We start from the raw sequence: 24,625 nt of genomic DNA on the forward strand, positions 1-24,625 counted from the left end.
GAAAGCGTGGGGGCGGCGGGGGAGGCGACGGGCCGGGGTCAGCGGTCGCGGTAGTACGCCGCGACGCGGTGCAGGCCCTCGTCGATGCTCACCGTCGGCGTCCACGCGAGGACCTCACGGGTGCGCCGCTGGTCGAACCAGTGGGCAGTCGAGAGCTGCTCGGCGAGGAACTCGGTCAGCGGCGGCTCGCCGTCGTCGGAGCCCACGCCCCGGGACCGCAGCCGGAACAGGTCCCGCTCCCACGCCCGCTCGATCAGGGCGCCGGCACGCCGGGCCAGGCCCGCCGGGACGCGGCGCTCGGGCTCCGCGGCGCCGCCCGCCAGCGCGATCTGGCGGATCAGCTCGCCGACCGGTCGCGGCTCGCCGTTGGTCACCACGAGGGCCTCGCCGTGGTGCACGTCGGCCGCGGACACGGCCGCCACCACGGCTTCGACGGCGTTGGCCGTGTACAGCGTGTCGACCAGGGGAGCGCCCGTGCCGAGCACGGGCATCCGCCCGGCCCGCGCGCGCTGCACGATCCGGTCGGTGAGCTGCCGGTCCCCGGGGCCCCACATCAGGTGGGGGCGCAGCACGAGGACGCGGAAGTCGTCGCGATCGGCGGCCAGGGCGAGCCGCTCGCCGGCCGCCTTCGTCCGGGCGTAGGATCCGCGCGCGTGCTCGGGGCTGGCGGCTCCGGCGCCCTCGCCGACGATGGAGTTGCCGGCGTGTGCCACGGAGGGGGAGGAGACGTGGACGAAGCGTCGCACGCCGTGGCGCTGCGCGGCGTGCAACAGGATGCGCGTGCCCTCGACGTTCACGGCCTCGAACTCGTGCTCGGGGCCGGACACGGACACCTTCGCGGCCACGTGCACCACGGTGTCCGCGCCGGTCAGGGCCTCCTCGACGGCGGCCGGGTCGGTCACGGACCCGCGCACGTCCCGCGCACCGGGCACGCCCGAGGGACGCCGCTGCAGGGTGGTCACGTCGTTGCCGGCATCGGCGAGCACCCGGGCGACGCCCGCGCCCAGCAGCCCCGAGGCGCCGGTCACCAGGACGCGGCGGGACTCGAGGCGCTCGACGAGGTCGGGCATGCCGGCGGCGTCGAGGCCGACGTCGTAGCCGAAGCCGCTCACAGCGCACCCGCCTTCCCGCCGGCGAGCACGGCCTCCGCCCAGTCGGCCACCCGGGCGCGGTCGATCTTGGAGTTGTGCCGGATGTCCGTGGGGATCTCATCGGCCACGAGCACCGCGGCCACCGGCAGCGGCTCGAGGGCCGCGCGCACGGCGGAGGCCAGCGCCGTCGGGGCGAGGCCCTGCTTGGGTCGGCCGTCGCGGTGGTGACCCGGGCGCCGCGCCGGGCGCGTGGCCGGCACGGCCGCCTCCACGACGACGACCACGGCCTGCGTGCCCCGAGGCCCGACGCCGACGACGGCGCTGCGCCGCACCGGCCCGAGGGCGTCGACGGTCTTCTCGGGCCCGCCCGGACCGATCGGGCCCTCGGGCGTGGTGATGACGTGCTGGAGCCGGCCCTCGAGCCAGACGCGGCCCTCGGCATCGATGTGGCCGACGTCGGCGGTGCGGTGCCACACCCGGCCGTCGCGCCGCCACAGCCCGTCTCGCTTGCTCTGCTGGTCGGTGTGCCAGAGCGCGTCGTAGCGGTCCTTCAGGTGGGGGGCGCTGACCACGATCTCGCCGAGGACGCCGTGGCCCCGCGCGGGGTCGAGGATGACGTCGTCGGCGCTGCCGTCCTCGAGCAGCGGCGCGATGGCCAGGGACACCGTGGGCAGCGCGGAGCCCACGCAGACGCCCTCGTCGTCGGCGGTGCGCAGGCGCTGCACCTCGGCGCCGTCGATGTCCGTGAGCAGCAGCCCCTCGGTCATGCCCCACGGCGTGTGGACCCGGGCGTTCGGCATGAGGTCCGAGACCTGACGCATCAGCTGCGGGTGCACGGGGGCGCCGGCCGAGAGCACGAGGCGCACGGCGTCGAGTGCCTCGCGCCGGGGCGCGTCGAGGCCGTCGGCGGTCGCGACCACGTTCGCCAGGGCGGCGGGGGAGGCGAACAGCACGCTCGACTGCCCGGCGATCGCGGCGTCGGCCAGCTTCTGCGCGGTGAGGGTGGCCGGCTGGGTGACGTCCATGTCCGGGGAGACGGACGCGGCGCCCAGGGCGGGTCCGAGCAGCGCGAACGGGGCGAAGCCGGCCAGCAGGGAGCCGCCCGGGCGGATGCCCAGGGTGCGGGAGATCAGCGCCACGAGGCGGCCCAGCCGCTCGTGCGTGTACACGACGCCCTTGGCCGGGCCCGTGGAGCCGGACGTGAACAGCACCGCGGCGTCCGCGTCCAGGGCTGGCTCGGGCAGCACGGTGCCGTGCTCGTCGACGGCGTCGGCCGCGGCCGGGTCCCGGTGGCGGTCGACCATCGCGTAGAGCGAGTCGGAGACGTCGAGCAGGCGGCGCTGGGCGGCGCCCGGCTCGGTCACGGAGATCCGGGTGCCCGGCCAGGACTGGGCGCGGGCGAGTGTCAGCCCGGGGGTGCGACCGATGATCCAGCGGGGGCGGGCCGACTTCATCGCCCGGGTCATGCCCTTGACGCCGAGGCCCTGGTCCGCCACCACGGCGACGGCGCCCACGCGCAGCACGGCGTACAGCGCCGCCGACAGGTCGCGGCCCGGCGGCACGAGCATGGCGACCCGGTCGCCCGGCCGCATGCCCGCGGCCCACAGCCCGGTGGCGATGGCCGAGACCATCTCCTGCAGCTCGCCCCAGGTGACCGCCACGGGTCGGCGGGCGGTGCCCACGAGCGAGCGGCCGGCCTGGGCGCCGGCCATGTCCACCAGCGCGGTGTACTCGCGGTGCTCCGAGCCGGGGGCGCCCCAGTCGCGGAGGTGGTCCCAGAGCCGGACCACACCGGGCTCGCGCGCTCCGGGATCCTCCCCGAGGTCCACCTCCAGGCCCGGTCCGGCGGCCGCGTCGGCGGTGGCGTGCGGGACAGGGCCCGGCAGCCCCGAGGCGGGGTCGGAGAGCTGCCCGCCGCGCAGCAGCTGGGCCCACTGCAGCAGGGGCGCGGTGATGTCGCGGTCGTCCACGAGCAGGTGCCCCGCCCGCTCGTAGCGGTGCACGCGCGCGTGGGGCAGACGGTCGCGGAGGTCGTCGAGGTAGCGGTCCAGGAAGACCGGGTCGTCCGCGCCCCACAGGATGAGGGCGGGCACGTCGGTGCGGCCCAGCGCGGCGAGGTCCTCGCCCACCTGCTGCAGTTCGGGATGGCTGCCGTGGCCGGGGTCGGCCGGGATGTCCGCGACGAAGCCGCCGACGCCGCCGCGTCGGGCCGCCGTGTCGTAGGGCAGGTGGTAGGCGGCCCGGACCTCGCGGTCGAGGGCCGGCGTGGCGAGGGAGGTCGTCACGGAGAGGAAGGCGTCCGTGGTGACGGTGGAGGCCGGCAGGACGGGCCCGGCGAGGGCGGCCTGCAGCGGGGCGGGGATCGGCGCCCCCTCGGGCTGGTGGACCGCGGTGTTCAGAGTCGCGACGCCGGCCACCAGCTCCGGATGACGCGCCGCCCAGCCAAGGGACACGACGCCGCCCCAGTCGTGGCCGAGCGTGATCAGCGGGTGGCCGGTGGCTGCCAGGTCGCGCAGCTCGAGAGCCGCCAGCAGGGCGTCCAGGTCGGCGATGCGGCCGCCCAGCGTGCGGTAGGTGTCGCCGGCGCGGCCCATCGACGCGGCGGACGGGGAGCCCGGGTGCGTGAGGCGCTCGGAGAAGCCCATGTCCAGCTGGTCCGGCGCCACGACGCGCCACGCGGCCATGCCCCGGCGTGCCCGGCGCACGGTCGCCGCGAGCAGGGAGCGCCACAGCCAGGACCACGTCGGGTTGCCGTGCACCGCCACGATCGTGCCGACGATCTCGGCCCCGGCCGCCGCGAGCACGGGACCGGTGTCCGCCACGTGCAGCGTCCGCACGGTCCCCTCCGGGTCCGCGGCGGAGCGGATCTCCACGAGGCGGGACCACGCCGGGTCCCAGCCGGGCAGTCGGTCGGCCGGCGGCAGGGCGGCGGGGGCGGCGGGGATCTGGGGCATGGCTCTGACTCCTTCAGCTCACCATTCGATCTCGAGCATCGCGGTGTTCAGGCCCGAGCCCACGCCCAGGCAGACCACCGTGTCCCCGTCCTCCAGGGCGTCCATCTCCCGCACGAGGGTGATGGGCAGCGACGCCGGGCCGACGTTGCCCAGCGTGGGGAACGTCGTCGGGATGCGCGCCGGGTCCAGGTGGGCGGACTCCGCGATCGCGTCGGTGTGCATCTGCGAGACCTGGTGGGTGATGAACCGGTCCGCCTCCGGCCACGCCCACTCCGCGGGGACGTCGTGCCACGCGTCCATCACGAGCTCGAGACCGTCCTTGAGCAGGGCGGTGGAGTCGGTGTACATGCCGTGGTGGTCGCCCACGCACAGGCCGTGGTGGTCGGTGCCGGCACGGGTGATCCCGCGGACGATCCGGTGGGCGTCCGGATGGTCCTCGATGCGGCCGACGACGGCGGCGGCGGCCCCGGAGCCCAGCGTCAGGGACGCGAACTGCTCCATGAAGTTGCCGCGGTGCGTGGTCTCGGCGTGCAGGTTGGCCACGGTGGCGGCCTGCACCTTCGAGGCGTCCTCGGCGGCGACCACGACCGCGTAGTCGATCTGGCCGGCGTCCACGAGGGTGGAGGCGAGCATGAGGCCGTTGACGAACCCGAGGCACGCGTTCGTGATGTCGAAGTTGGTCGCCGAGGTCGGCAGCCCCATGAGGTGGTGGATCCGCACGGCCACGGAGGGCTCGAGCGTGGCCCGGGTGACCGACGTGTTCACGAGCAGGCCCACCCGCTCCCGGGGCACGCCGGCCTGCTCCAGGGCCGCGACGCCGGCGCGGGCGGCGGCCTCCTGGAAGTCCTCGGTCTCGTCCCAGTTCCGTCGGCTGCGCACACCGGCCACCCGCTCCAGGAGTGAGCCGGGCAGGCGCAGGCGGGTGAGCACCTCCGCCAGCTGGTCGTCGAGGTCCTGCGAGGTGACTTCGACGGGGGCCTCCACCTCGGTGACCGCCAGGAGGGCGGCGCGGGAGTACTCGTAGCTGGCGTTGCCGGACACGTTCGTCACCAGGACCAATCTGCGGGGGGTCGGGGGAGGGGGCGCTCACCTGCGGTGAGACGACAGCCCACTGTATCGGAGGGGCCGGGCGGGGCGCCCGTCGGAGGCCTCGATCGGCCCGAGGCGAACACGCCCGGGGGTGCCGGCTCAGGGCAGGCCGAGCAGGGCGGCCGCGGTGGCCGCCGGCAGGGCGAGGGAGGCCGCCGCCACGAGCGCCGCCGCCGCGGCGGGCAGGGGCGCCGGCCGGGCGAGCAGCCGCGCGGCACGGTCGCCGAGGCCCGCAGGGGTCGGCCCGGTCGCGTCGGCCTGGCCGGCCGGACCGGCGGCGGGGCCCGGGGCGGCCTGCGCGAGGGCCCGGACGAGCACGTCCGCCGGGGCACGGCGCAGGGCGGCGTCGTCGGCGAGCATCTCGGTCACCTGGACCACGGCCAGGCGCGCGGTCTCGGCGGTGGGCAGCCACGCGCACGCCCGCGCCCACGCGGCGAAGGCCAGGCGCAGCAGGCCGTGGTGCTGGTCGAGGTGGGCCCGCTCGTGGGCCACGACGGCGTCCAGCTCCTCCGGCGACAGGCGCGCCAGCAGGCCGCTCGAGACGACGGTGAGGGCCTCCCCTCCGCGCGGGGAGCCGCGCACGCAGTAGGCCAGCGGGTCGTCGACGGGCAGCTCGCGGGCCCCGCGCGCCCCGCCGGGCCACCGGCCCGCGTCGGCGGGGCCCGTGGCCACGAGCTCGACGGCGTCCCGGTGGCGGGCCCGGGCCCGCAGGGTGCGGACGGCGGTCACGGCCGTGGTGAGCAGCAGGTGCACCGCGATCCCGGCCCCGGCGCCCACCGCCATCAGATGCAGGCCGACGGGCAGGCCGGTGGGCCGCGGCGCGGCGGCGGCGTCGCCGGCCAGGTGCGCGGCCAGCCGGGGCGCCGCCGCCACGAGGCCCTCGCCCCACGGCAGCAGGCCCCACACGAGGGGCGCGCCCAGCAGGGCGAGCCCGCCGGCGAGGGCGACGGCCTGCCAGGCGAGGGCGGCGAGCACGGGGGAGCGGGCCGGCCACGCGGCACGCCCGAGCAGCACGGGCACGGGTCCGGCCAGGGCCACGGCGACGACGGCGAGCAGCAAGACGGGGACGGACACGGTGCCTCGGCATCCGGGTCAGTCCAGCAGGCGGCGCAGGGCGGCGGAGTCGGTCTCCGAGATGCCGCCCACGAAGGCGGCCAGGACGGCCTCCCGGTCCGGGGCGGAGCCGAGGATGTCCCGCAGCAGCTCCGCCGTGTGGGCCTCCCGGGTCACGGCGGCGCGGAAGCGGCGGGGGCGGCCCCCCTCGACGGGGCGCACGCGGCCCTTGGCCGCCAGCCGGGTGAGGGCCGTGTGGACGGTGGTCAGGGCGGGCGGAGCGCCCTCGCGGTGCAGTAGGGTTCGGACCTCGGCGGCCGTGAGGCCCTCGGCGTGGTCCCAGAGGAGGTCCATCACGGCGCCTTCCAGGCGGGCGCGGGGCATGGGTCCTCCTTCGTCTCACCGGTGCGTGCCCCCCGATCCTAGGCCAGGGGCGCCGGCGAGGCACGTCGCCGTCGGCCGTTTTCTACAACGTGTAAAAAAAGTCGCTAGGGTGGAGGGGACCCTCCGGCCCGTACCCGCCGGAGCCCGCCTCGTCTCAGGAGCCGTCCGTGGATCCCCTCGACCTCGCCCGGTGGCAGTTCGGCATCACGACCGTCTACCACTTCCTCATGGTGCCCCTGACCATCGGCCTCGGCCTGGTGGTCGCCGTCATGCAGACCCTCTGGGTGCGCACCGGCCGGGAGCAGTACCTGCGCATGACGAAGTTCTGGGGCAAGCTCTTCCTGATCAACTTCATCATGGGCGTGGCCACGGGCATCGTGCAGGAGTTCCAGTTCGGCATGGCCTGGTCCGAGTACTCCCGGTTCGTGGGCGACGTCTTCGGGGCCCCGCTGGCCCTGGAGGCGCTCATCGCCTTCTTCCTGGAGTCCGTGTTCCTGGGCGTGTGGATCTTCGGCTGGGGCCAGGTGCCCCGCCGCCTGCACCTGGCGGCCATCTGGTGCGCCGTGATCGGGGCCCACCTGTCCGCGTACTTCATCATGGCCGCGAACGCCTTCATGCAGCATCCGGTGGGCTACGAGGTGGTCGACGGGCGGCCCGTGCTGAACGACATCGGTGCGGTGCTGGCCAACCCCATCGTCCTCACGCACTTCCCCCACACCATCGCCGGCTCCTGGGCCGTCGCCGGAGGCTTCCTGCTCGGCATCTCCTGGTACCACCTGTGGAAGCGCCGGCGGGACGGGATCGACACCGTGGACGAGCACGGGCGCGTCGTCGTCGGCACCACGGGCTCCAAGGCCCGCGACCGCCTGGACCACCGCGTGTGGATCACCTCCCTGCGCGCCGGCGCCGCGGTGGCGATCGTCGGCTTCCTCGGCACCGCGTTCACCGGGCACGCCCAGGCGCAGCAGATGATCGAGTTCCAGCCCACGAAGATGGCCTCCGCCGAGGCCGCGTGCCACGACGGCACCGCCTTCTCCGTCCTCACCCTGGGCGACCTGGGCGCGGGCGACCGCACCACGTGCACCGACGTCACCACGGTGATCGAGCTGCCCGGGCTGCTCTCCTACCTCGCCTACGAGGATTTCACCACCCCCGTGCCCGGCCTGAACTCCCTGCTGCCGGACTTCGAGGAGCGCTACGGCGCGCACCTGCCGGACGACCCGCTGTACGGCGAGCGCGCCGGAGCGCCCATCGACTACCAGCCGCTCATGGAGGTCACCTACTGGGGGTTCCGCCTCATGATCACCTTCGGCGGCCTCGGCGCGCTGGCCGGGGCGCTCACCCTCTGGATGACCCGCCGCGGCACGGTCCCCGACTCGCGGGGCTGGACGGCCACCGCCGTCGCCTCCATCGGCGCCCCCTTCGCGGCGAACGTGGCCGGCTGGGTGTTCACCGAGATGGGCCGGCAGCCCTTCGTGGTCTACCCGAACCCCGCCATGGGCGTCGACGAGGTGTACATGTTCACGGCCGCCGCGGTCTCCCCGGGCGTGAGCGCCCAGGAGGTGCTCGCCTCCCTGATCGTGCTCGTGGGGATCTACGCCGTGCTGCTCGTCGTCGAGGTGGTGCTGATGGTGCGCTACGTGCGCGGCGGCGTGCCCGCCGGCATGCCGGAGCTCACGGCGGACGAGCACCGGGACCCCGACGAGGACCGCCACGACCGCGACGACGTGCTCGCGTTCGCCTACTGACCCCCGCAGCTGAGAGGACCGAACGAGAATGGCCGAGGCCCAGCCCGTCTTCTGGTACGTGATCATCGCCGTGCTCTGGCTCGGCTACCTGGCCCTGGAGGGGTTCGACCTCGGCGTGGGCATGCTCATGCAGGCATGGGCCCGCGACGAGCGGCGCCGCCGGGTGCTGCTGAACGTGATCGGCCCCGTGTGGGAGGGCAACGAGGTCTGGCTCATCACGGCGATCGGCGCGATGTTCGCGGCGTTCCCGTTCTGGTACGCCTCCCTGCTCTCCACGCTGTACCTGCCCATGCTGCTGCTCCTGCTCGCCCTGATCCTGCGGGCGGTCTCCATCGAGTACCGCGGCAAGGCGCGCACGGACCGCACGCGGGCGGTGTGGACCTGGTGCCTGGCCCTGGGCTCCTTCACGGCCGCCTTCGTCGTGGGCGCCTTCCTGGCCCTGACCACCACCGGGCTGCCCATCGACGCGAACGGCGACCGCGTGGGCGGGCCCTTCGCGTGGCTCAACGGCTGGGCCGTACTGGGCGGGCTGGCCGTGGTCGGCTTCTCCATCGCCCAGGCGTGGGCGTTCATCGGGCTCAAGACCGACGGCGCCCCGCGGCAGGCGGCCGCCCGCTTCCTCTCGCGCTGGACCCCGGTGGCCCTCGCCCCGCTGCTCGTGTGGGCCGGCGCCGTGCTGCTGCGTGGCGACCGCCCCTGGACGTGGGCGCTGCTGGCCGCCGGCGTCGCGGCCGCGGCAGGGTCCGTCCTGGCCGCCCGCCGGGGCCGGGAGGGCCTCGCCCTGGCCGGCCTGACGCTGTTCCTCGTGGCGGCCTGGAGCGCCGTCATGATCGTCCAGTTCCCCGTGCTGCAGCCCTCCACCGTGGACCCGGCCTTCGACCTCACCGCCGAGATCGCGGCCTCCGGCCCGTACACGCTGGGCATCATGGCCGTCATCAGCCTCGTCTTCGTGCCGATCGTGCTGGCCTACTCCGCGTGGTCCTACTGGGTGTTCCGCCGTCGCGTGCGCGAGACCCACATCCCCGAGCCCCACGCCGTGGAGCCGGTGTGACCGACGACGGCGCGCCCCGTGGGCCCGGCCGCGGGCACGACGACGGCCCCCGGCGCCGCCGCGGCCCCGACCTGAGCCCGGCCGCGCGCCGCGCCGTCGCGGCGATGCTCGCGCTCGCCGCGCTGCGGGCCGCGGGCTGGATCCTGCTCGCCGAGTCGCTCGCCCGCCTGCTGACCCGCATGGCCGGCACGCTCGACCCCGAGGGCACGGCCCAGCTCTTCGAGATGCTCTTCCTCCCGCCCGCGCCCGTCGGGCCGGTCGGTGCGGCGTCGTCGTTCGCCGGGGCCCTCGCGCTCGGCGCCGCCGGCGTGGGGCTGCGCGCCCTGGCCGACGCCGGCCAGCGGGTGTGGGGCCACCGCGCCGCGCTCGGCGTGCAGGTGGGCGTGCGCCGCGACCTCGTGGCCCACCGCCTGGCCTCCGCGGACGGCTCGCGCCCCCGCTCGGGCGCGGACGCCGTGCTGGTCACCCACGGCCTGCAGGGCTTGGAAGACTACTACACCGAGGTCCTGCCGGCCCTGGCCTCCGCCGCCGTCGTGCCCCCGGTCCTCGGCGCCTGGATCCTCACCCGGGACCCGCTCTCTGCCCTCGTGGTGCTGCTGACCGTCCCGCTCGTGCCCTTCTTCATGGTCCTCATCGGCCGGCACACGCAGGAGCGGATCGACGCCGCCCAGGACGGGCTGGACCGCCTCTCCGGCCACCTCGTGGAGCTCGCCCGCGGACTGCCCGTGCTCGTGGGGCTGCGCCGGGCCGGCGTCCAGCGCCGCGCCCTCGAGCGAGCCTCGCAGCGGTACCACGCCGCCACCCTGGGCACCCTGCGCACCGCGTTCGTCTCCGGCATGGCCCTCGAGCTGATCGCCTCGCTCTCCGTGGCCGTGATGGCCGTGTTCATCGGCCTGCGCCTCGTCTACGGGCAGATGGACCTCGGCGCCGGGCTCGTGGTCCTCGTGCTGGCCGCCGAGGTGTACCTGCCCCTGCGCGACGTCGGCAGCGCCTACCACGCCTCCGAGGACGGCCGCGAGGCCGAGGGCCGGGCCCGCGCCGCCGCGCGGGCGCCCGTGCCCGAGGCGGCCCGGGACGCGCTCGCGGACCCGACCGCCGCCGCACCGGCGCGCGCGGCCGGCCCCGCGGCGGCCCCGCCCGGCGCGGTGGTCCTCGAGGACGTCGGCGTGGCCTTCGGGGACCGGCCCGTCCTGCAGGGCGTGGACCTGCGCGCGGCGCCGGGCACGCTCACCGTGCTCGGCTCGGCCTCCGGCACCGGCAAGTCCACCCTCCTGCACCTGCTCGCGGGACTGCTGCGCACCACGCACGCCCGCGTGCAGGGGAGGGTGGGCGGCGACCGGGAGCGCACCGTGTGGGTCGGCCAGCATCCGCGCCTGCTCGAGCCCACGGTGGGCGAGGAGCTCGACGCGGCAGCCGGCCGGGCGCTCGCGGACTCCGAGCGCGCCGCGGTGCTCGCCGCCGTCGCCCTGGAGGGCGCGGCGCACCGGCGGCCCGTGGAGCTCAGCCCCGGCGAGCTGCGGCGCGTCGCCCTGGCCCGGGCGCTGGCGCGCCTGACCGCCGCCGGCGCGGACCGGCGCCCCTGGCTCGTGCTCCTGGACGAGCCCACTGCCCACCTGGACGACGCCGCCGCGGCCGCCGTGCGCGCCGGCGTCGTCGCGCTCGCCCGCGCGGGCGTGCCCGGCCTGGCCCTGCCGCCGTGCATCGTGGTGGCCGCCTCCCACGACCCGGCGCTGCAACGCGCCGCGGACGCCCTCGTCGACGCGCAGGGCACGCCCCTGACCCCGACCGCGGCCGACGGCGCCGCGGATCCCGAGGCCGCCGCGCCCGTCGGCCCGGAGCCCGCCGCGTCGGCCGCCGTCGCCCTGCCGGCCGCGGTCGCCTCGCCGGTCGAGGCGGAGCCCGTCCCCGCCTCCGCGACCTCCACCGCGCCGTCCCCGGAGGCCGCGCGCCGCGCCCGCACGCGCGCCGCCCTGCGGATCCTGCCGTGGCGCTCGGGCCGGCTGTGGGCCGGCGTCGCGTGGGCCACGGGGACGCACCTGTCCGCGGCGCTGCTCGCGGGGCTCTCGGGCTGGCTCATCGTCACCGCGGCCGGACGGCCGCCCGTGCTGTACCTGCTCTCCGTGATCGTGCTGGTCCGCGCCTTCGGCCTGTCCCGCGCGGTGTTCCGCTACCTGGACCGGCTGGCCACCCACGACGCCGTCCTCGGCTGGTCCTCCCGGCTGCGGATGCGGCTATGGGACGCCCTGGGCCGCCGGCCCGCCCTGTGGGGGCGGCTGAGCCGCGCCGACGGGGCGCTGTCCGTCCTCGTCGCGGACGTGGACGCCCTGCGGGACGCCGCGCCGCGCGTGATGGTGCCCGTGCCGGCGGCCGTGCTCGCGTGGCTCGTGAGCGCCGGGGCCGTGGCCCTGCTGGCCCCGGAGCTGGCCGCGGCCGCCCTCGTGCCCGGCGCCCTGGGGCTCGTGGCGATCCCCGTCGTCGTCGCCCTGCTCGACCGGCGCCAGACCCAGGCGGCCGTGCGCCACCGCGCCGGGCTGCTGGACCGGGTCGCGGCAGTGCTCGCCGCCGCCCCGGACCTGCACGGCCTCGGCCGGGCCCGGGCGGCCGCCGACCGGCTCGCGGAGGCGGACGCCGCCCTGCAGGCGCCCCAGCGCCGGGCCGCGTGGGCCGCGGGCGCCGGCCGGGCGCTGGCGGTCCTCGTCTCCGGGGGCACCGCGCTGGCCGTGGCCCTGACGGCCACCCAGACCGGCACCGCCGCGGCCGTCGCCGCCTTCGCAGTGCTGCTCGTCCTGTCCTGGGCGGAGCCCTACGGGGCCCTCGCCCAGTCCGCTCAGGAGCTGGGCACCCTGGCGTCCCAGGCGCGCGCCGCGGCCGACCTGCTGGGCGAGGACGAGCCCGGCACCGCGGTCCCGGACGCAGCGGACCCGGGCCGGGCCTCGGCCACGCCCGACCCGACGTCCGCCCCGATGTCCGCCGACCCGGAGCCGGCGGCGCCCGTGCGCGTCACGGGCCTGGTCCTGCGCGGCGCGGCCGTCCGCTTCCAGGGCGCGGACGCGCCGCTCTGGAGCGGCGGCGACCTGCGCGTCGAACCGGGGCAGACCGCCGTCGTCACCGGGCCCTCCGGCGCGGGCAAGTCCACCCTGCTGGCCGTGCTGCTGGGGTTCCAGCCGCTGGCCGAGGGCGCCTACCTGCTGCGCACCGAGTCGGACGGGCGCCGCGTCGAGGCACCCGCGGACGCGGCGGCGCTGGCGCGCGTGGCGTGGACGCCGCAGGACGCGCTCCTGTTCGACTCCACCCTGCGCGGCAACCTGGCGCTCGCCCGGGATCCCGAGGACGCCCCGGACGACGCGGAGCTCACCGCGGTGCTCGAGCGCGTCGGCCTCGGCCCCTGGCTGGCCGCGGCCCCGGAGGGGCTGGACACGCCCGTGGGCGCCGGCGGCCGCGTGCTCTCGGGAGGCCAGCGCCAGCGCCTGGCCGTGGCGCGCGCCCTCGTGGCCCGGGCCGACGTCGTGCTCCTGGACGAGCCCACCGCGCACGTGGGCCAGGACGAGGCCCTGGCCCTGATGGCGGACCTGCGCGCGGCCCTGGCCGGGCGGATCGCCGTGGTGGTCACCCACGACGAACGCCTGGCCGCGGAGGCCGACGTGCGGCTGCGCCTGGGCGTCAGTCCGCCGAGACCCTCACGGGGTCGTCCGCGACCGGCGGCGCGCTGAGCAGCTCGGGGGAGGCGCCGGCGCCGACGGCCTCGATGCGCTGGTCCACGGGCACGCCCGAGCCGTCCCGGCGTCCGTACTCGATCGGCAGCGCGCGGGCCACCCCGGCCCGCGAGGCCGCGAGCGCGGGCGCGGCACCGATCCAGCCGAGCACGAGGCCGCTCTCGCCCTTGAGCAGCCGGTGGGCGCGCACGCCGCCGGTGCCGCGGCCCTTGGCCGGATACTCCCCGAGCGGCGTGACCTTGACGGAGCCCGGGGCCGAGCCGAGCACGTCCGCCTCGCCGTCCGTCACGGTCACCACGACGGCGGGCCGCGGGTGGGCCGCGGCGTCCGCAGCGGTCTCGGTCAGGGAGGCGGCGGGGGCCACCCCGAACGCGAGCACCGTGTCCCCGGCGGCCAGCCGGATGCCCGCGACACCGCCGCCGGCCGGGCCCTGGGGGCGCACGGCGGAGGCGGCGTAGCGCAGCAGCTGGCCGGTGCGGGTGAGGAAGACGAGCTGGTCGGCCTCGTCCGGGGCGGGGGCGGCGCCGACCACCGCGTCGCCGTCCTTCAGGGCGACGGCGTCGACGACCTGGCGGTTCAGGGGCCATTCCGGCCGGACGCGCTTGACGACCCCGTGGGCGGTGCCCAGCGCCAGGACGGTGTCCAGGGGGACCAGGGCCACGAGCGTCTCGCCCTTGGCCAGGGGCACCAGCTCTGCGGCGGGGACGGCCGCGGTCATCGCGGGGGCCGCGGACGGCTCGCCGGCCACCGGCAGGTCGACCGCCTGGAGACGGTGCAGCGCGCCGGCGGAGGTGAGGGCCCCGATCTCGCCGCGGGCCGTCGTCGGGACCACGGAGGTGAAGGCGTCGTGCTTGCGGCGCCGGCCCTGCGGGGCGATCGGCGTGCGGTCCGCGGTGCGCAGCAGGCGTCCGGAGGTGGAGAGCACGGCCCAGCACGCCGTGTCCGGGACCATCAGGTCCGCCCCGGCCTCCGCGGCGCCGGCGCGGGTGGGCCCGGACGGCGCGGGCCCGGCGGCGGGGGCCGCGGCGGTCTCGGCCTCCAGCAGGACCGTGCGGCGGTCGTCGCCGTGCTCGTCGGCCACGGACTGCAGCTCGGCCGAGACCACCTCACGCAGCCGCGCGTCGGAGGCGAGGATCGCCTCGAGCTCGGCGATCGCGGCCTGCAGCTCGTCGCGCTCGGCCTCCAGCTCGATGCGGGAGAACTTCGTCAGCTGGCGCAGCCGCAGCTCCAGGATGTGGTCGGCCTGCACCTGGGTGAGGTCGAAGACGCCCATGAGGCGGGTGCGCGCGGCCGCGGTGTCGTCCGAGGAACGGATGATCTCGATGACCTCGTCGATGTCCACGAGCGCCAGCAGCAGGCCCTCGACCAGGTGGAGGCGGTCGCGGTGCTTGCCGAGGCGGTGCCCGGTGCGGCGCCGCACCACGTCGAGACGGTGGTCCACGTAGACCCGCAGCAGGGGCAGCAGGCCCAGGGTCTGCGGCTGCCCGTCGACGAGCGCGACGTTGTTGATCCCGAACGTCTCCTCGAGCGGGGTGTGCCGGTACAGCGCGGCCAGCACGGCCTGGGGGTTGAACCCGGACTTGAGCTCGATCTGCAGGCGCAGCCCGTTCTTGCGGTCCGTCAGGTCCACGACGTCGGCGATGCCGCTGAGCTTCTTCGCGTCGACGCCGGCCTTGATCCGCTCGATGACCTTCTCGGGGCCCACGCCGTACGGCAGCTCGGTGACGACCAGGCCGGTGCGGCGCGCGGAGACCTGCTCCACGGCGACGGCGGCCCGCATGCGGAACGTGCCGCGGCCGGTCGCATAGGCGTCGCGGACGCCGTCGAGGCCCACGATCCGGCCGCCCGAGGGGAGGTCGGGGCCGGGGATGTGGGCCATGATCGCCTCGAGGTCCGCCTCGGGGTCCGCGAGCAGGTGGCGCGCGCCCGCCACGACCTCGCGCAGGTTGTGCGGGGCCATGTTCGTGGCCATGCCGACGGCGATGCCCGTGGTGCCGTTGACGAGCAGGTTGGGGTAGGCGGCGGGCAGCACGGCCGGCTGCTGGAGCTGGTTGTCGTAGTTGGGGACGAAGTCCACGGTGCCCTCGTCGAGGTCCGCGGTGAGCGCCAGGGCGGCCGGGGCCATGCGGGCCTCCGTGTAGCGCGGGGCCGCGGGGCCGTCGTCGAGCGAGCCGAAGTTGCCGTGCCCGTCCACCACGGGCAGGCGCAGGGAGAACGGCTGGGCGAGGCGGACCATCGCGTCGTAGATCGCGGCGTCGCCGTGGGGGTGCAGCTTGCCCATCACCTCGCCCACCACACGGGCGGACTTCACATGGCCGCGGTCCGGGCGCAGGCCCATGCGGGACATCATGTAGAGGATGCGCCGCTGCACCGGCTTGAGGCCGTCGCGCGCGTCCGGCAGGGCGCGCGAGTAGATCACCGAGTAGGCGTACTCGAGGAAGGACGCCTCCATCTCCTCGGAGACGTCGACGTCGACGATGTTCTCCTGCTCCAGCGGCAGCGGGCGCGGGGCGTCCTGCTCGGCGGGGCGGGAACGGGATGAACGGGCCATCATGGTGGTCGGGGAGTCCTCACGGCGTCGGGGATTGTCTACAGTGATCCTATGGGTGAGACCGAAGCCGTCCGCGGATATCCCTCCCACTGGGAAGCCGATGTGGTGCTCCGTGACGGCGCCACGGCTCACCTGCGGCCCATCTCGCCCGAGGACGCCGCCGAGCTGCAGCGCATGCACGCCGGGCAGTCCGAGAACTCCATCTACCTGCGCTACTTCACGTACAAGTCCGAACTGAGCGCCAAGGACCTGGACCGGTTCACCCACGTGGACCACCGGGACCGGGTGGCGTTCGTGATCACCCGGGGCGGCCGCCTGCTGGGCGTGGGCCGCTACGACCGCTACGGGGACTCCGACGCCGCGGAGGTCGCCTTCAACATCTCCGACGCCGCGCAGGGCCGCGGGCTGGGCTCCATCCTCATGGAGCACCTGGCCGTCGCCGCCCGCGAGAACGGCATCCGCCGCTTCACCGCCGAGGTCCTGCCCGAGAACCGCAAGATGCTCTCGGTGTTCCAGGAGTCCGGCTTCGAGGTGACCCGCCGCTTCGAGGACGGCGTCGTGGCCGTCGAGTTCCCCATCGACCCGACCGCCCGGTGGCGCGCCGTCGTCGAGTCCCGCGAGCACCGCGCCGAGTCCCGCAGCGTCGCCGAGCTGGTCGAGCCCGCCTCCGTGGCCGTCGTCGGCGCCTCCCGCGACCCGCAGTCGGTGGGCTCGCTCGTGCTGCGCCACGTCCTCGAGGCGGGCTTCACGGGCGCCGTCCACGCCGTGAACCGCGCCGCCGAGGACGTCCAGGGCCTCACCGCCCACCGCTCCCTGGCCGACATCGGCGAGCCGGTCGACCTCGTCGTCGTGGCCGTGCCCGCCGACGAGGTCGAGGCCCTCATCCCCGAGGCCGCCGCGGCCGGGGCCCAGGGCCTCGTGGTCCTCACCTCGGGCTACGCCGACGCCGGCGCGGAGGGAATCGAGGCTCAGCGCCGCCTGGTCTCGATCGCCCGCGCCCACGGCATGCGCGTGATCGGCCCGGCCTCCACCGGTCTGGTCCGCACGGACCCCGCGATCCGCCTCAACGCCTCCCCGTCCCCGGGCCTGGCCCAGCGCGGCCCCGTCGGCCTGTTCAGCCAGTCCGGCGCCGTCGGCGCCATGGTCTCCGCCGGCGTCAAGCGCCGCGGGGTGGGGATCTCCACCTCGATCAGCGCCGGCAACCGCGCGGACGTCTCGGGCAACGACGCCATGCAGTTCTTCGAGGCGGACCCCCACACCGCCGCCGTCGGCGTGTATCTCGAGTCGTTCGGCAACCCGCGCAAGTTCTCCCGCATCGCCCGACGGCTCTCCCGCACCAAGCCCGTCGTGGTCGTCCGCTCCGACGTCACCGGGCGCTTCCTGCCCCCGGGCCACGAGACCCGCACCACCCAGGCCCCCGAGGGCACCGTGGACTCGATGCTCGACCAGACCGGCGTGCTCGAGACCCACACGCACGAGGCCATGCTCGACATCCTCATGGCCGTGGCCAGCCAGCCCCTGCCCACGGGCCACCGCGTCGTCCTCGTGGCGGACTCGCTCGCCCTGGACCGGCTGGGCCGCGACGCCGCGGCCGAGGTCGGGCTCGAGGTCACGGCCACCGTCGGCCTCGCCGGCAGCGAGCAGGGCATCGCTCCGCCCGCCGACACGCTGGTCTCCGCCGTCCGGGACGCCGTCCGCCACGAGCAGGCCGACGCCGTCGTGGTGCTGGCCCGCCTCGGCCTGCACCAGTCGGACGACGAGCCGGAGCGGCTGGCCCACGCCCTCGCCGACGCGACCCGGGACGCCCGCATCCCCGTGCTCGGCTGTCTGACCGACGTCGTCTCCCCGCGCTATCGCGGCGCCACGCTCGGCGCGGCCGGGCCCGTGGACGACGACGCCGAGCCCGGCTCTCTGCAGCCCGGCCTGCCCTTCTACCCGTCGCCGCAGCAGGCCATGACCGTGCTCGGCGCGCTCGCGGACTACGTCCACTGGCGCCGTCAGGAGGTCGGCGAGCCGCTCGAGCCGACCGGCCTGCACCCGCGCGAGGCCGAGGAGCTCGTGGAGGCGGCCGCCGCGCGCGCCGAGGGCGCCGAACTCGTCCTGCTGTCCGACGAGGAGACCGAGACGCTGCTGGGCCACTATGGGATCACCGTGCTGCCCTCGGTCCGGTTCGAGACCGCCGACGAGGCCGTGGCGGCCGCCGAGCGGCTGGGCTTCCCCGTGGCCCTCAAGGCCGTGGACCCCCACCTGCGGCACCGCCTCGACCTGGGCGGCGTCCGCCTGAACGTGGTGGACGCCGACTCGCTGCGCCGCAACGTCGAGCACATGCGGCGTCTGCTCGCGCCGTTCGGGGTGCGCGAGCTCGAGGTCCAGGCCATGGCCCCCGCCGGGCAGGCCTGCATGCTCACGGCGCTCGAGGACCCGCTGCTGGGCCCCGTGGTCTCCTTCGGCATCGCCGGCGACGCCACGGACCTGCTGGGGGACTGGGTGCACCGCGTGCCCCCGCTCACGGACCGGGACGTGGCCCGCATGGTCCGCGCCCCCCGCGCCGCCGTGAAGCTGCGCGGCACCGGCGGGGTGCCCTCCGTCGACCTCGCCGCGCTCGAGGACCTCGTGGGCCGCGTCAGCGTCCTCAAGGACGACCTGCCGCAGGTCGCCCGCCTGCGCTTCGCCCCCGTGCTGGCCGCCCCCGAGGGCGTGACGGTGCTGCAGGCCGAGGTGCACGTCGCCAACGCGGCTCGCCGCACCGACTCGGCCCGGCGCGCGCTGCGCGGCCGCTGACCGGGCCGTCCACAGCGGGCCCGGGCGGCCCGGCGCCGGACCCGTAGCATGGGGGGCATGAGCCCGTTCCGCAGGAGTCACGAGCCCGGCCGTCCCGACCACCGCCCCGGCGCCCCCGAGGCCGAGGGCCGGCAGCACGAGGCCCGCACCCTGGACGGCAGCGGCGGCCTGAACGCCTCGCTCGTCCGCGCCGGCTTCTACCCGGACCTCGTGGCGCACGCCATCGCCGTCGAGCTCGAGGGCCGCACCCCGGACGCGCACCTCGTCCACGTGGACACGCACTTCGACTACGAGGAGATCCACCGGCACATCACGGCCCTCGTGCTCGCCGGGGACACCCTGCTGGCCGTCCACCTCGACGACCACGCCGCCGACCCGGCCGGCCAGGCGGTCCTCGCCCAGGTCTCCACCGAGATGGTCCCGGTCCGCGCCCTCGGCTCCGTGGTCCTGACCACGGGCCACGCCGACCCCGCCCGATTCCGGCCGTCCGACCCCGTGGCCGAGATGACCCTCGGGCTGATGTGGGCCGGCGGCCAGCGCCTGGACCTGCAGCCCGCCGGCTGCGCCGACCCCCAGTGCGACCTCGACCACGGCTACACCGGCACCGCCACCCGCGAGGACCTCGTGATCCGCGTCGCCGCCGACGCCGACGGGCAGGGGGCCGTCGACGGCGCCCTGGCCTTCGCCCGGGCCCTGCGCCGCGCCCACCTGGCGGCCACCACGTGACGGGGCCCGCCCTCCCCGCAGGCGTGGTCCCCGCCGACCGTGCCCTGCGCTCCGTCCTGACCTCCGCCGCGGCCGCCCTCGGCGTCCCCGACTGCGAGAACGCGCTCGCGGTTCCGGAGGGCCGCCGCGTGGTCGTCGCCCTGGTGGACGGCCTCGGCCGGTCCCTGCTGAAGCGCTTCGGCGGCCACGCCCCCACGCTGCGCTCCGCGATGGCCGACGGCGGCCGCGTCCTCGAGGTGGCCGTGCCCACCACGACGGCCGCCTCCCTCACGAGCCTGGGCACCGGGCTGGACGTCGGGGAGCACGGCGTGGTCGGCTACGACGTGCTCGACCCGGACCGGGACGTGGTGATCAACCAGCTGGGCGGCTGGGACGAGGCCACCGACCCGGTGGCGTGGCAGCCGAAGCCCACCGTGTTCGAGCGCGCCGCCGCGGCCGGCGTGGACGCCGTCACGGTCTCGCTGCCCGCCTTCGAGCGTTCGGCGCTGACACGGGCGGGGCTGCGTGGCGGCCGGTTCGTGGCCGGTCGCACCCTGATCGCCCGCGCCCAGGCCGCCGAACGCGTGCTGAAGGACGCCCGCGTGCCCACGCTCGTCTACTTCTACGTCAACGAGCTGGACAAGGCCGGCCACCGGGACGGCGTGGGCTCGGACCGGTGGCTGCACGCCCTCGAGGAGATCGACGCGGCGGTGCGGCGCCTGGTGGACCGCGTGCCCGCCGGGACGGTGGTGCTCGCCACCGGCGACCACGGCATGGTCGACGTGCCGCCGTCGCGCCGCGTGGACTACGCCGCCCTGGACGAGGCCGGGGAGCTCGCCGACCCCGCGCTGCTCGAGGGGATCGCGCACACCGCGGGGGAGCCCCGCCTCGTGCAGCTGCACTTCCGATCCGACGCGGGTCCGGACGTGCGCGCGAGGGTGCGGCGCGCCTGGGCCGAGCGCTACGGGGCGCATGCGTGGGTGCTCACGCGGGACGAGGCCGTCGACGCCGGCTGGTTCGGCGCCGTCGTCGAGGACCGGGTCCGTGCCCGCATCGGGGATCTGCTCGTCGCCGTGCACGGGGATCTGGCCCTCTACGACGGCCGGCGGGTGCCCCCGCACGCCTTCGAGATGGTGGGCCAGCACGGCGCGCCCACGCGCGCAGAGCGGGAGGTCCCGCTGCTCACCTGGCACCGCTGAGCCCGCCCCGGGGCCGGGGCCGGGCCGGGGTCAGTCGCCCTTGCGGCCGAAGACGATCTCGTCCCAGCTGGGCACGGACGCGCGGCGTGCGGCCGAGCGGGCCCGGGGGCGCGGCGTGACGGCCGGCATGGCAGGGCGCGCGGCACGCTCGCGGGGCGCGGGCTCCGCCCCCTCGTCCTCGACACCCGCGTCCGCGACCTCCGCCTCCGCGGCAGTGTCCTCGGCGCGGTCGGTCTCGGCGGCCGGTTCCGGCTCGTCGACGACCGGGGCGTCGTCGGCGGTCCTCAGGGCCCCCTCGGCGTCGACCGGGGCGAGCCGCTCGGGCGCCTGGGCGGCCTCGCGCCGACTCCGGTCCTGGTGCTCGCGGGCGATCAGGTGCGCGAGCGCGTCGTCCGACTCCAGGTCCGCGCCCACGCGCTGACCCCGGCGCACCCGCAGGATCTCCAGCAGATCGGCGTCGCGGTCGGCGGCCGGGGAGTGCGCACCCGCGGGGGTCACGGCGTCCTCGGCGTCCACGTCGTCCGTCACCGGTTCGGCCGCGGGGGCGCGGGGGACCAGGTCCCAGGCCTCCGCCTCGGACAGGGCGCGGGCCCAGGCGTTCTCGGGTTCGAGGTGGCGTCCGGCCGGGCGGAACGTCCAGAGCGCCGGCGGCTCCTCGCGGGTGGGCAGACTCCTCGCACCGGCCACGGCGAACCGGGCGGCCACGGTCCAGCCGGCCTGGTCCTCGCGCCACGCGTTCCACTCGAGGCTCGCCTCGTCCACGCCCAGCTCGGCGAGTCGGTGCGCGGCGAGCTCGCCGAGCGTCGTGGGGCCGCCGTCCTGGACGAGGTCCGAGTAGAGGTCGGGCCCGCCGACCCAGACCTCGACGGCGCGGGCCTGCCGGGCGATCCAGTCGCGCTCGGCCAAGACGGGGTGACCATAGGTGCGGATGCGAGAGAAGGCGTTCCCACTCTCCCGGGCCACCTGCTCCACGGAGGCGCCCGCACGGATGCGCTGCTGGATCTCCCGGGGGGTGAGGGGCACGGCCTCCTGGGTCGCGGCGGCCTTGACGGACTCCTGGTCGGTCAGCGGCGCCGGGGTCGGGCCGTCCGCGGTCTCGTCGTCGGCCACGGGCCGCGGGTCGATGCGCGGGGTGAGCGCGAGGTCCTCGTCCGGCCGGGCCGGGCCGGAGGGCACGTCGGAAGCTCGCACGCCCTCCTCCGCGGCGTCGTCGGCCTGCGTCGTCGCGTCCACCGGTCCCTCGGCGTCCTCGTCGCCCGTCCCGGGGACGTCCGTCTCCGTCATGTCGTGCCGGGCCGCGGGGCCGTCCTCGGCCGGTCGCCCGTCCTCGGGCGCAGCGCCCTCGATGACCAGCCGGCGCAGATAGGGGGAGAGGGCGAGCGTGTGCTCCTCACCCTCCGGCCCCGACAGGCGCAGCGCGTCGCCGTCCTCGGTGGGTCCGGTCAGTCGCAGCTCTGCCATGGCGGTGGTCCCTCCCACATCGTGTTCTGGTCACCGGGCATGTGGACGCCCGGCCGGGCATGCCCCGATCCTAGCCGCCGGGCCACAGACCACGGCCCGGGCGAGGGATGAGCGCCCGCGCGAATCCGCCCTGGGCGAGCATGCCCGACAACATTTGGCACGGGTTCGGCCATGGTGCACAATCTACGCGCAACGGCGCAGGCCGGTGATGCGTGGTCCGCCCACGACGCCGCCCGCGCAGTGCCGGCACCGGTCCCGGTGCCGTCCCCCACCAGCGGAGCGTGAAACCCCATGGCCACTGACTACGACGCCCCTCGCAAGAACGAGGAAGAGCTGAGCCAGAACTCCATCGAGGAGCTGAAGGCACGGCGCACGGACACCCAGTCCGCCGTCGTGGACGAGGACGAGGCGGAGGCCGCCGAGGGGTTCGAGCTGCCCGGCGCCGACCTCTCGGGTGAAGAGCTGATGGTGCGGGTGCTGCCCGCCCAGTCGGATGAGTTCACCTGCGCCTCCTGCTTCCTCGTCCGCCATCGCTCGCAGGCCGCGCGTGAGAAGAACGGCCTGATCTACTGCACCGACTGCGAGGGCTGAGCCCCCGCCGCCGGGGCGGTCAGCGGTCCTCGGCCGTCCCCTCCTGCCGGGCCATGGTCCCGCCGAGGGCCGCGACCAGCTCCTCCGGACGCCGGGTGCTGGTCAGCCAGTAGGGCGTGCGGTCGCGCTCGTCGGTCAGCTGGATCCGCACGACGGGCGCGATCCAGCCGCGCACGTTCACGAAGGCCAGCCCGTGCAGCAGCGGGCCGCGCTGGGCCCGGGCGTCCTCGCCGCGATACCCCGTGACCTGACCGACGTGGTGCCGTTCGATGCTGGCGCGGCCCACCTGGAGGGTGCGTTCGCGCACCACGATGCGCGGGGTGGTGGACACCAGGATCAGGACCTCGACGGCGAAGAACACGACGGCGGCCGCGATGCCCAGCCCGAGGTCGATCGGGGCGAACACGAGGATCGTCAGCGCCGCCAGCATGAGCGCCACGGTCCAGACCCCCGGGGAGGGCGTCAACCGCTCCTCGAACAGGACCGGATCGGGTCCCGCCGCGGCGCCCTCGGGGGCGCGGCGGGAGGCATCGGCGACGGGGTGCTGCTGGGGATCACGCATGGGTCCCAGCTTCCCACATCCGGACTCCGGTCCCGCCGCGCGGCACCGGCGAGGGCGCCCGCCCGGCCGCCTCGACGCGGCCCCGGGCCGACGGGTGTTCGTGTAGGGTCGGGCCTCGTGACCGACTCCGCCGAGCTGCCCGTGCCCCTGCACGCCCTCGATCCGGGCCTGGCCCCGCCCGCCTACGCGCAGCCGGGCGACGCGGGCGCGGACCTGCGCACCGCCGTCGACGTGACCCTGGCCCCGGGAGAGCGCGCCCTCGTGCCGACCGGCGTGGCGCTGGCCATCCCGGAGGGCCACGCGGGGTTCGTGCACCCCCGCTCGGGCCTCGCGGTCCGTCACGGCCTGAGCGTCGTCAACGCCCCCGGCACCATCGACGCCGGCTACCGCGGCGAGATCAAGGTGCCCCTGATCAACCTGGACCCGACGGAGCCGATCGTGCTGCGCCGCGGCGACCGGATCGCCCAGCTCGTGCTGCAGCCGGTCGTGCGCGCCCGCTTCGAGCCCGTGGACGCGCTGCCCGACTCCGAGCGCGGGGCCGGCGGCTTCGGCTCGACCGGCGGCTTCACCGCCGACAACACCCCTGGGAGGACGTCGTGATCTTCGGACGCAACCGCACCGTGCGCCACGAGCAGGTCAGCCTGCCGGCCGAGCTGCTGGAGGAGCGCGACCTCGAGATCGCCGCCGCGCCGGAGGCCGTCGACGTCGGCCCGCACGACGTCGCCACCCGCCCGGATCCCGCCGGCATGATCGACCTGGGGTCGCTGCGCCTGCGGGCGGTCCAGGGCATGAAGCTGCGCCTCGACGTCGAGGACGCGACGAAGCGGATCGTCGCCGCCACCGTCAGCCTCGGCCGCTCGGCCTTGCAGGTCCAGGCGTTCAGCGCCCCGCGCCGCACGGGCCTGTGGGACGACCTGCGCGCCGAGCTGCACGACTCCCTGTCGACCACCGCCCACGCGACCGTGCAGGAGCAGACCGGCCGCTTCGGCATCGAGATCCTCACGCGCGTGCCGGCGGCGCTGCCGGACGGCTCGCCGGGGTGGAACGTCGCCCGGTTCGTGGGCGTGGACGGTCCGCGCTGGTTCGTCCGCGGCGTGTTCCACGGCGAGGCCGCCTTCCAGCCGGAGGCCGCCGAGCCGCTGGAACAGGTGTTCTCCGACCTGGTCGTGGTGCGGGGCGACGAGCCGCTCCCGCCGCGCGAGCTGCTGCCCCTGCGTCCGCCTCCCAACGCGCGCCCGCTGCAGCGTCGCCGCCCGGCCCCGGACGAGGGCCGGGACGTGCTCGCGGACACCGCCGCCGGTCCGGGGGACGGCGCGGCACCGGAGGCCACCGCGCTGCCCGAGCGCGGTCCGGAGATCACGGAGATCCGGTGAGCCCCGCCGTCGCGGCCCGCCCGGCCGGCGCCGCAGGCCGCATCGAGCGCCGCGGGGTCATCGCCTCCGTCACGCTGCCCGGCGCGGACGAGGCGACCGTCTTCCGCGCGGCCCTGGCCGACCGCCCGCCCGCGCCCGGGAGCATGGCGCCCGCCGAGACGCTGCAGCTGGTCTGGCACGGGCGGCGCCGCGTGCCCGGCGTCATGCCGGGGGAGTGGCTGACGGTCCGCGGCCGCGTCACCCAGATGGACGGCGTGCCCACCCTGCACAACCCCGAGTTCGACCTGGTCGACGCGCCTGAGGCCACGCTCTGAGCACG

Annotated in this window: 18 protein-coding genes; 10 read left to right on the forward strand and 8 right to left on the reverse strand. The window is 76.4% G+C overall.

Translation table 11 applies throughout. The features are described from left to right. Positions 1 to 38: 38 nt before the first annotated feature. From ACUXPL_RS07920 to ACUXPL_RS07940, 5 genes are all read right to left on the reverse strand, one after another. Positions 39 to 1,112, reverse strand: coding sequence for an NAD-dependent epimerase/dehydratase family protein (locus ACUXPL_RS07920; protein WP_454183085.1), 1,074 nt, complete (start codon positions 1,110 to 1,112; stop codon positions 39 to 41). Next, on the reverse strand, positions 1,109 to 4,045 hold the full coding sequence (locus ACUXPL_RS07925; protein ID WP_454183087.1) for an alpha/beta fold hydrolase: 2,937 nt from the start codon (positions 4,043 to 4,045) through the stop codon (positions 1,109 to 1,111). Before ACUXPL_RS07925 ends, ACUXPL_RS07920 begins: the two co-directional genes overlap by 4 nt. Positions 4,046 to 4,063: 18 nt before the next feature. Further along, on the reverse strand, positions 4,064 to 5,095 hold the full coding sequence (locus tag ACUXPL_RS07930) for a 3-oxoacyl-ACP synthase III (protein WP_002858168.1): 1,032 nt from the start codon (positions 5,093 to 5,095) through the stop codon (positions 4,064 to 4,066). A 138-nt stretch (positions 5,096 to 5,233) separates the two neighbouring features. Continuing rightward, entirely contained in the window at positions 5,234 to 6,208 is a 975-nt protein-coding gene (locus ACUXPL_RS07935; protein ID WP_041104610.1) for a M56 family metallopeptidase, read from the reverse strand. An 18-nt stretch (positions 6,209 to 6,226) separates the two neighbouring features. Next, positions 6,227 to 6,571, reverse strand: a complete 345-nt coding sequence (locus ACUXPL_RS07940; RefSeq protein ID WP_041104611.1) for a BlaI/MecI/CopY family transcriptional regulator — start codon at positions 6,569 to 6,571, stop codon at positions 6,227 to 6,229. Positions 6,572 to 6,738: 167 nt separating this feature from the next. Between ACUXPL_RS07940 and ACUXPL_RS07945 the strand changes: the two genes are divergently transcribed. Genes ACUXPL_RS07945 through cydC form a run of 3 tightly spaced genes read left to right on the forward strand, consistent with a single transcriptional unit; the run spans position 6,739 to position 13,080 of the window. Continuing rightward, positions 6,739 to 8,319, forward strand: a complete 1,581-nt coding sequence (locus ACUXPL_RS07945) for a cytochrome ubiquinol oxidase subunit I (protein WP_041104613.1) — start codon at positions 6,739 to 6,741, stop codon at positions 8,317 to 8,319. Between the two features lie 28 nt (positions 8,320 to 8,347). After that, complete coding sequence (gene cydB, locus ACUXPL_RS07950) at positions 8,348 to 9,370, forward strand: cytochrome d ubiquinol oxidase subunit II (protein ID WP_454183090.1); 1,023 nt, start codon at positions 8,348 to 8,350, stop codon at positions 9,368 to 9,370. Beyond that, entirely contained in the window at positions 9,367 to 13,080 is a 3,714-nt protein-coding gene (gene cydC / locus ACUXPL_RS07955; RefSeq protein WP_454183092.1) for a thiol reductant ABC exporter subunit CydC, read from the forward strand. The genes cydB and cydC overlap by 4 nt, the downstream gene beginning before the upstream one ends. Here cydC and ACUXPL_RS07960 read toward each other — a convergent pair. Further along, positions 13,031 to 15,637 (reverse strand): DNA gyrase/topoisomerase IV subunit A, encoded by a 2,607-nt coding sequence (locus tag ACUXPL_RS07960; protein WP_454183094.1) that lies wholly within the window; start codon positions 15,635 to 15,637, stop codon positions 13,031 to 13,033. The genes cydC and ACUXPL_RS07960 overlap by 50 nt on opposite strands. Positions 15,638 to 15,685: 48 nt before the next feature. Between ACUXPL_RS07960 and ACUXPL_RS07965 the strand changes: the two genes are divergently transcribed. Genes ACUXPL_RS07965 through ACUXPL_RS07975 form a run of 3 tightly spaced genes read left to right on the forward strand, consistent with a single transcriptional unit; the run spans position 15,686 to position 20,319 of the window. Next, positions 15,686 to 18,415 (forward strand): bifunctional acetate--CoA ligase family protein/GNAT family N-acetyltransferase, encoded by a 2,730-nt coding sequence (locus ACUXPL_RS07965; protein WP_180535710.1) that lies wholly within the window; start codon positions 15,686 to 15,688, stop codon positions 18,413 to 18,415. Between the two features lie 57 nt (positions 18,416 to 18,472). After that, positions 18,473 to 19,141 carry a DUF5998 family protein gene (locus ACUXPL_RS07970; RefSeq protein WP_255166059.1) on the forward strand — a complete coding sequence of 223 codons (669 nt, stop codon included), beginning with the start codon at positions 18,473 to 18,475 and terminating at the stop codon, positions 19,139 to 19,141. Continuing rightward, entirely contained in the window at positions 19,138 to 20,319 is a 1,182-nt protein-coding gene (locus tag ACUXPL_RS07975; RefSeq protein WP_454183097.1) for an alkaline phosphatase family protein, read from the forward strand. Before ACUXPL_RS07970 ends, ACUXPL_RS07975 begins: the two co-directional genes overlap by 4 nt. 30 nt (positions 20,320 to 20,349) lie before the next feature. Here ACUXPL_RS07975 and sepH read toward each other — a convergent pair whose 3' ends face one another. Next, entirely contained in the window at positions 20,350 to 21,780 is a 1,431-nt protein-coding gene (gene sepH, locus ACUXPL_RS07980) for a septation protein SepH (protein WP_454183099.1), read from the reverse strand. A 291-nt stretch (positions 21,781 to 22,071) separates the two neighbouring features. On the opposite strand from sepH, the gene ACUXPL_RS07985 reads away from it, so the two are divergent. Beyond that, a complete protein-coding gene (locus tag ACUXPL_RS07985; protein WP_002858157.1) occupies positions 22,072 to 22,371 on the forward strand; it encodes a DUF4193 domain-containing protein in 300 nt (99 codons plus the stop codon). A 19-nt stretch (positions 22,372 to 22,390) separates the two neighbouring features. On the opposite strand, the gene ACUXPL_RS07990 is transcribed toward ACUXPL_RS07985, so the two are convergent. Next, positions 22,391 to 22,933, reverse strand: a complete 543-nt coding sequence (locus ACUXPL_RS07990; RefSeq protein WP_095694660.1) for a DUF3093 domain-containing protein — start codon at positions 22,931 to 22,933, stop codon at positions 22,391 to 22,393. 117 nt (positions 22,934 to 23,050) lie between these two features. Between ACUXPL_RS07990 and dut the strand changes: the two genes are divergently transcribed. Genes dut through ACUXPL_RS08005 form a run of 3 tightly spaced genes read left to right on the forward strand, consistent with a single transcriptional unit; the run spans position 23,051 to position 24,620 of the window. Beyond that, the gene (dut, locus tag ACUXPL_RS07995; RefSeq protein WP_020625076.1) at positions 23,051 to 23,533 is read left to right on the forward strand and encodes a dUTP diphosphatase; all 483 of its coding nucleotides are present in this window, start codon (positions 23,051 to 23,053) and stop codon (positions 23,531 to 23,533) included. Further along, on the forward strand, positions 23,530 to 24,306 hold the full coding sequence (locus ACUXPL_RS08000; protein WP_115166176.1) for a DUF3710 domain-containing protein: 777 nt from the start codon (positions 23,530 to 23,532) through the stop codon (positions 24,304 to 24,306). The genes dut and ACUXPL_RS08000 overlap by 4 nt, the downstream gene beginning before the upstream one ends. Then, on the forward strand, positions 24,303 to 24,620 hold the full coding sequence (locus ACUXPL_RS08005) for an OB-fold nucleic acid binding domain-containing protein (protein WP_180535705.1): 318 nt from the start codon (positions 24,303 to 24,305) through the stop codon (positions 24,618 to 24,620). Before ACUXPL_RS08000 ends, ACUXPL_RS08005 begins: the two co-directional genes overlap by 4 nt. Positions 24,621 to 24,625 lie beyond the last annotated feature (5 nt).

Source organism: Micrococcus sp. 140720015-1, assembly GCF_053627595.1.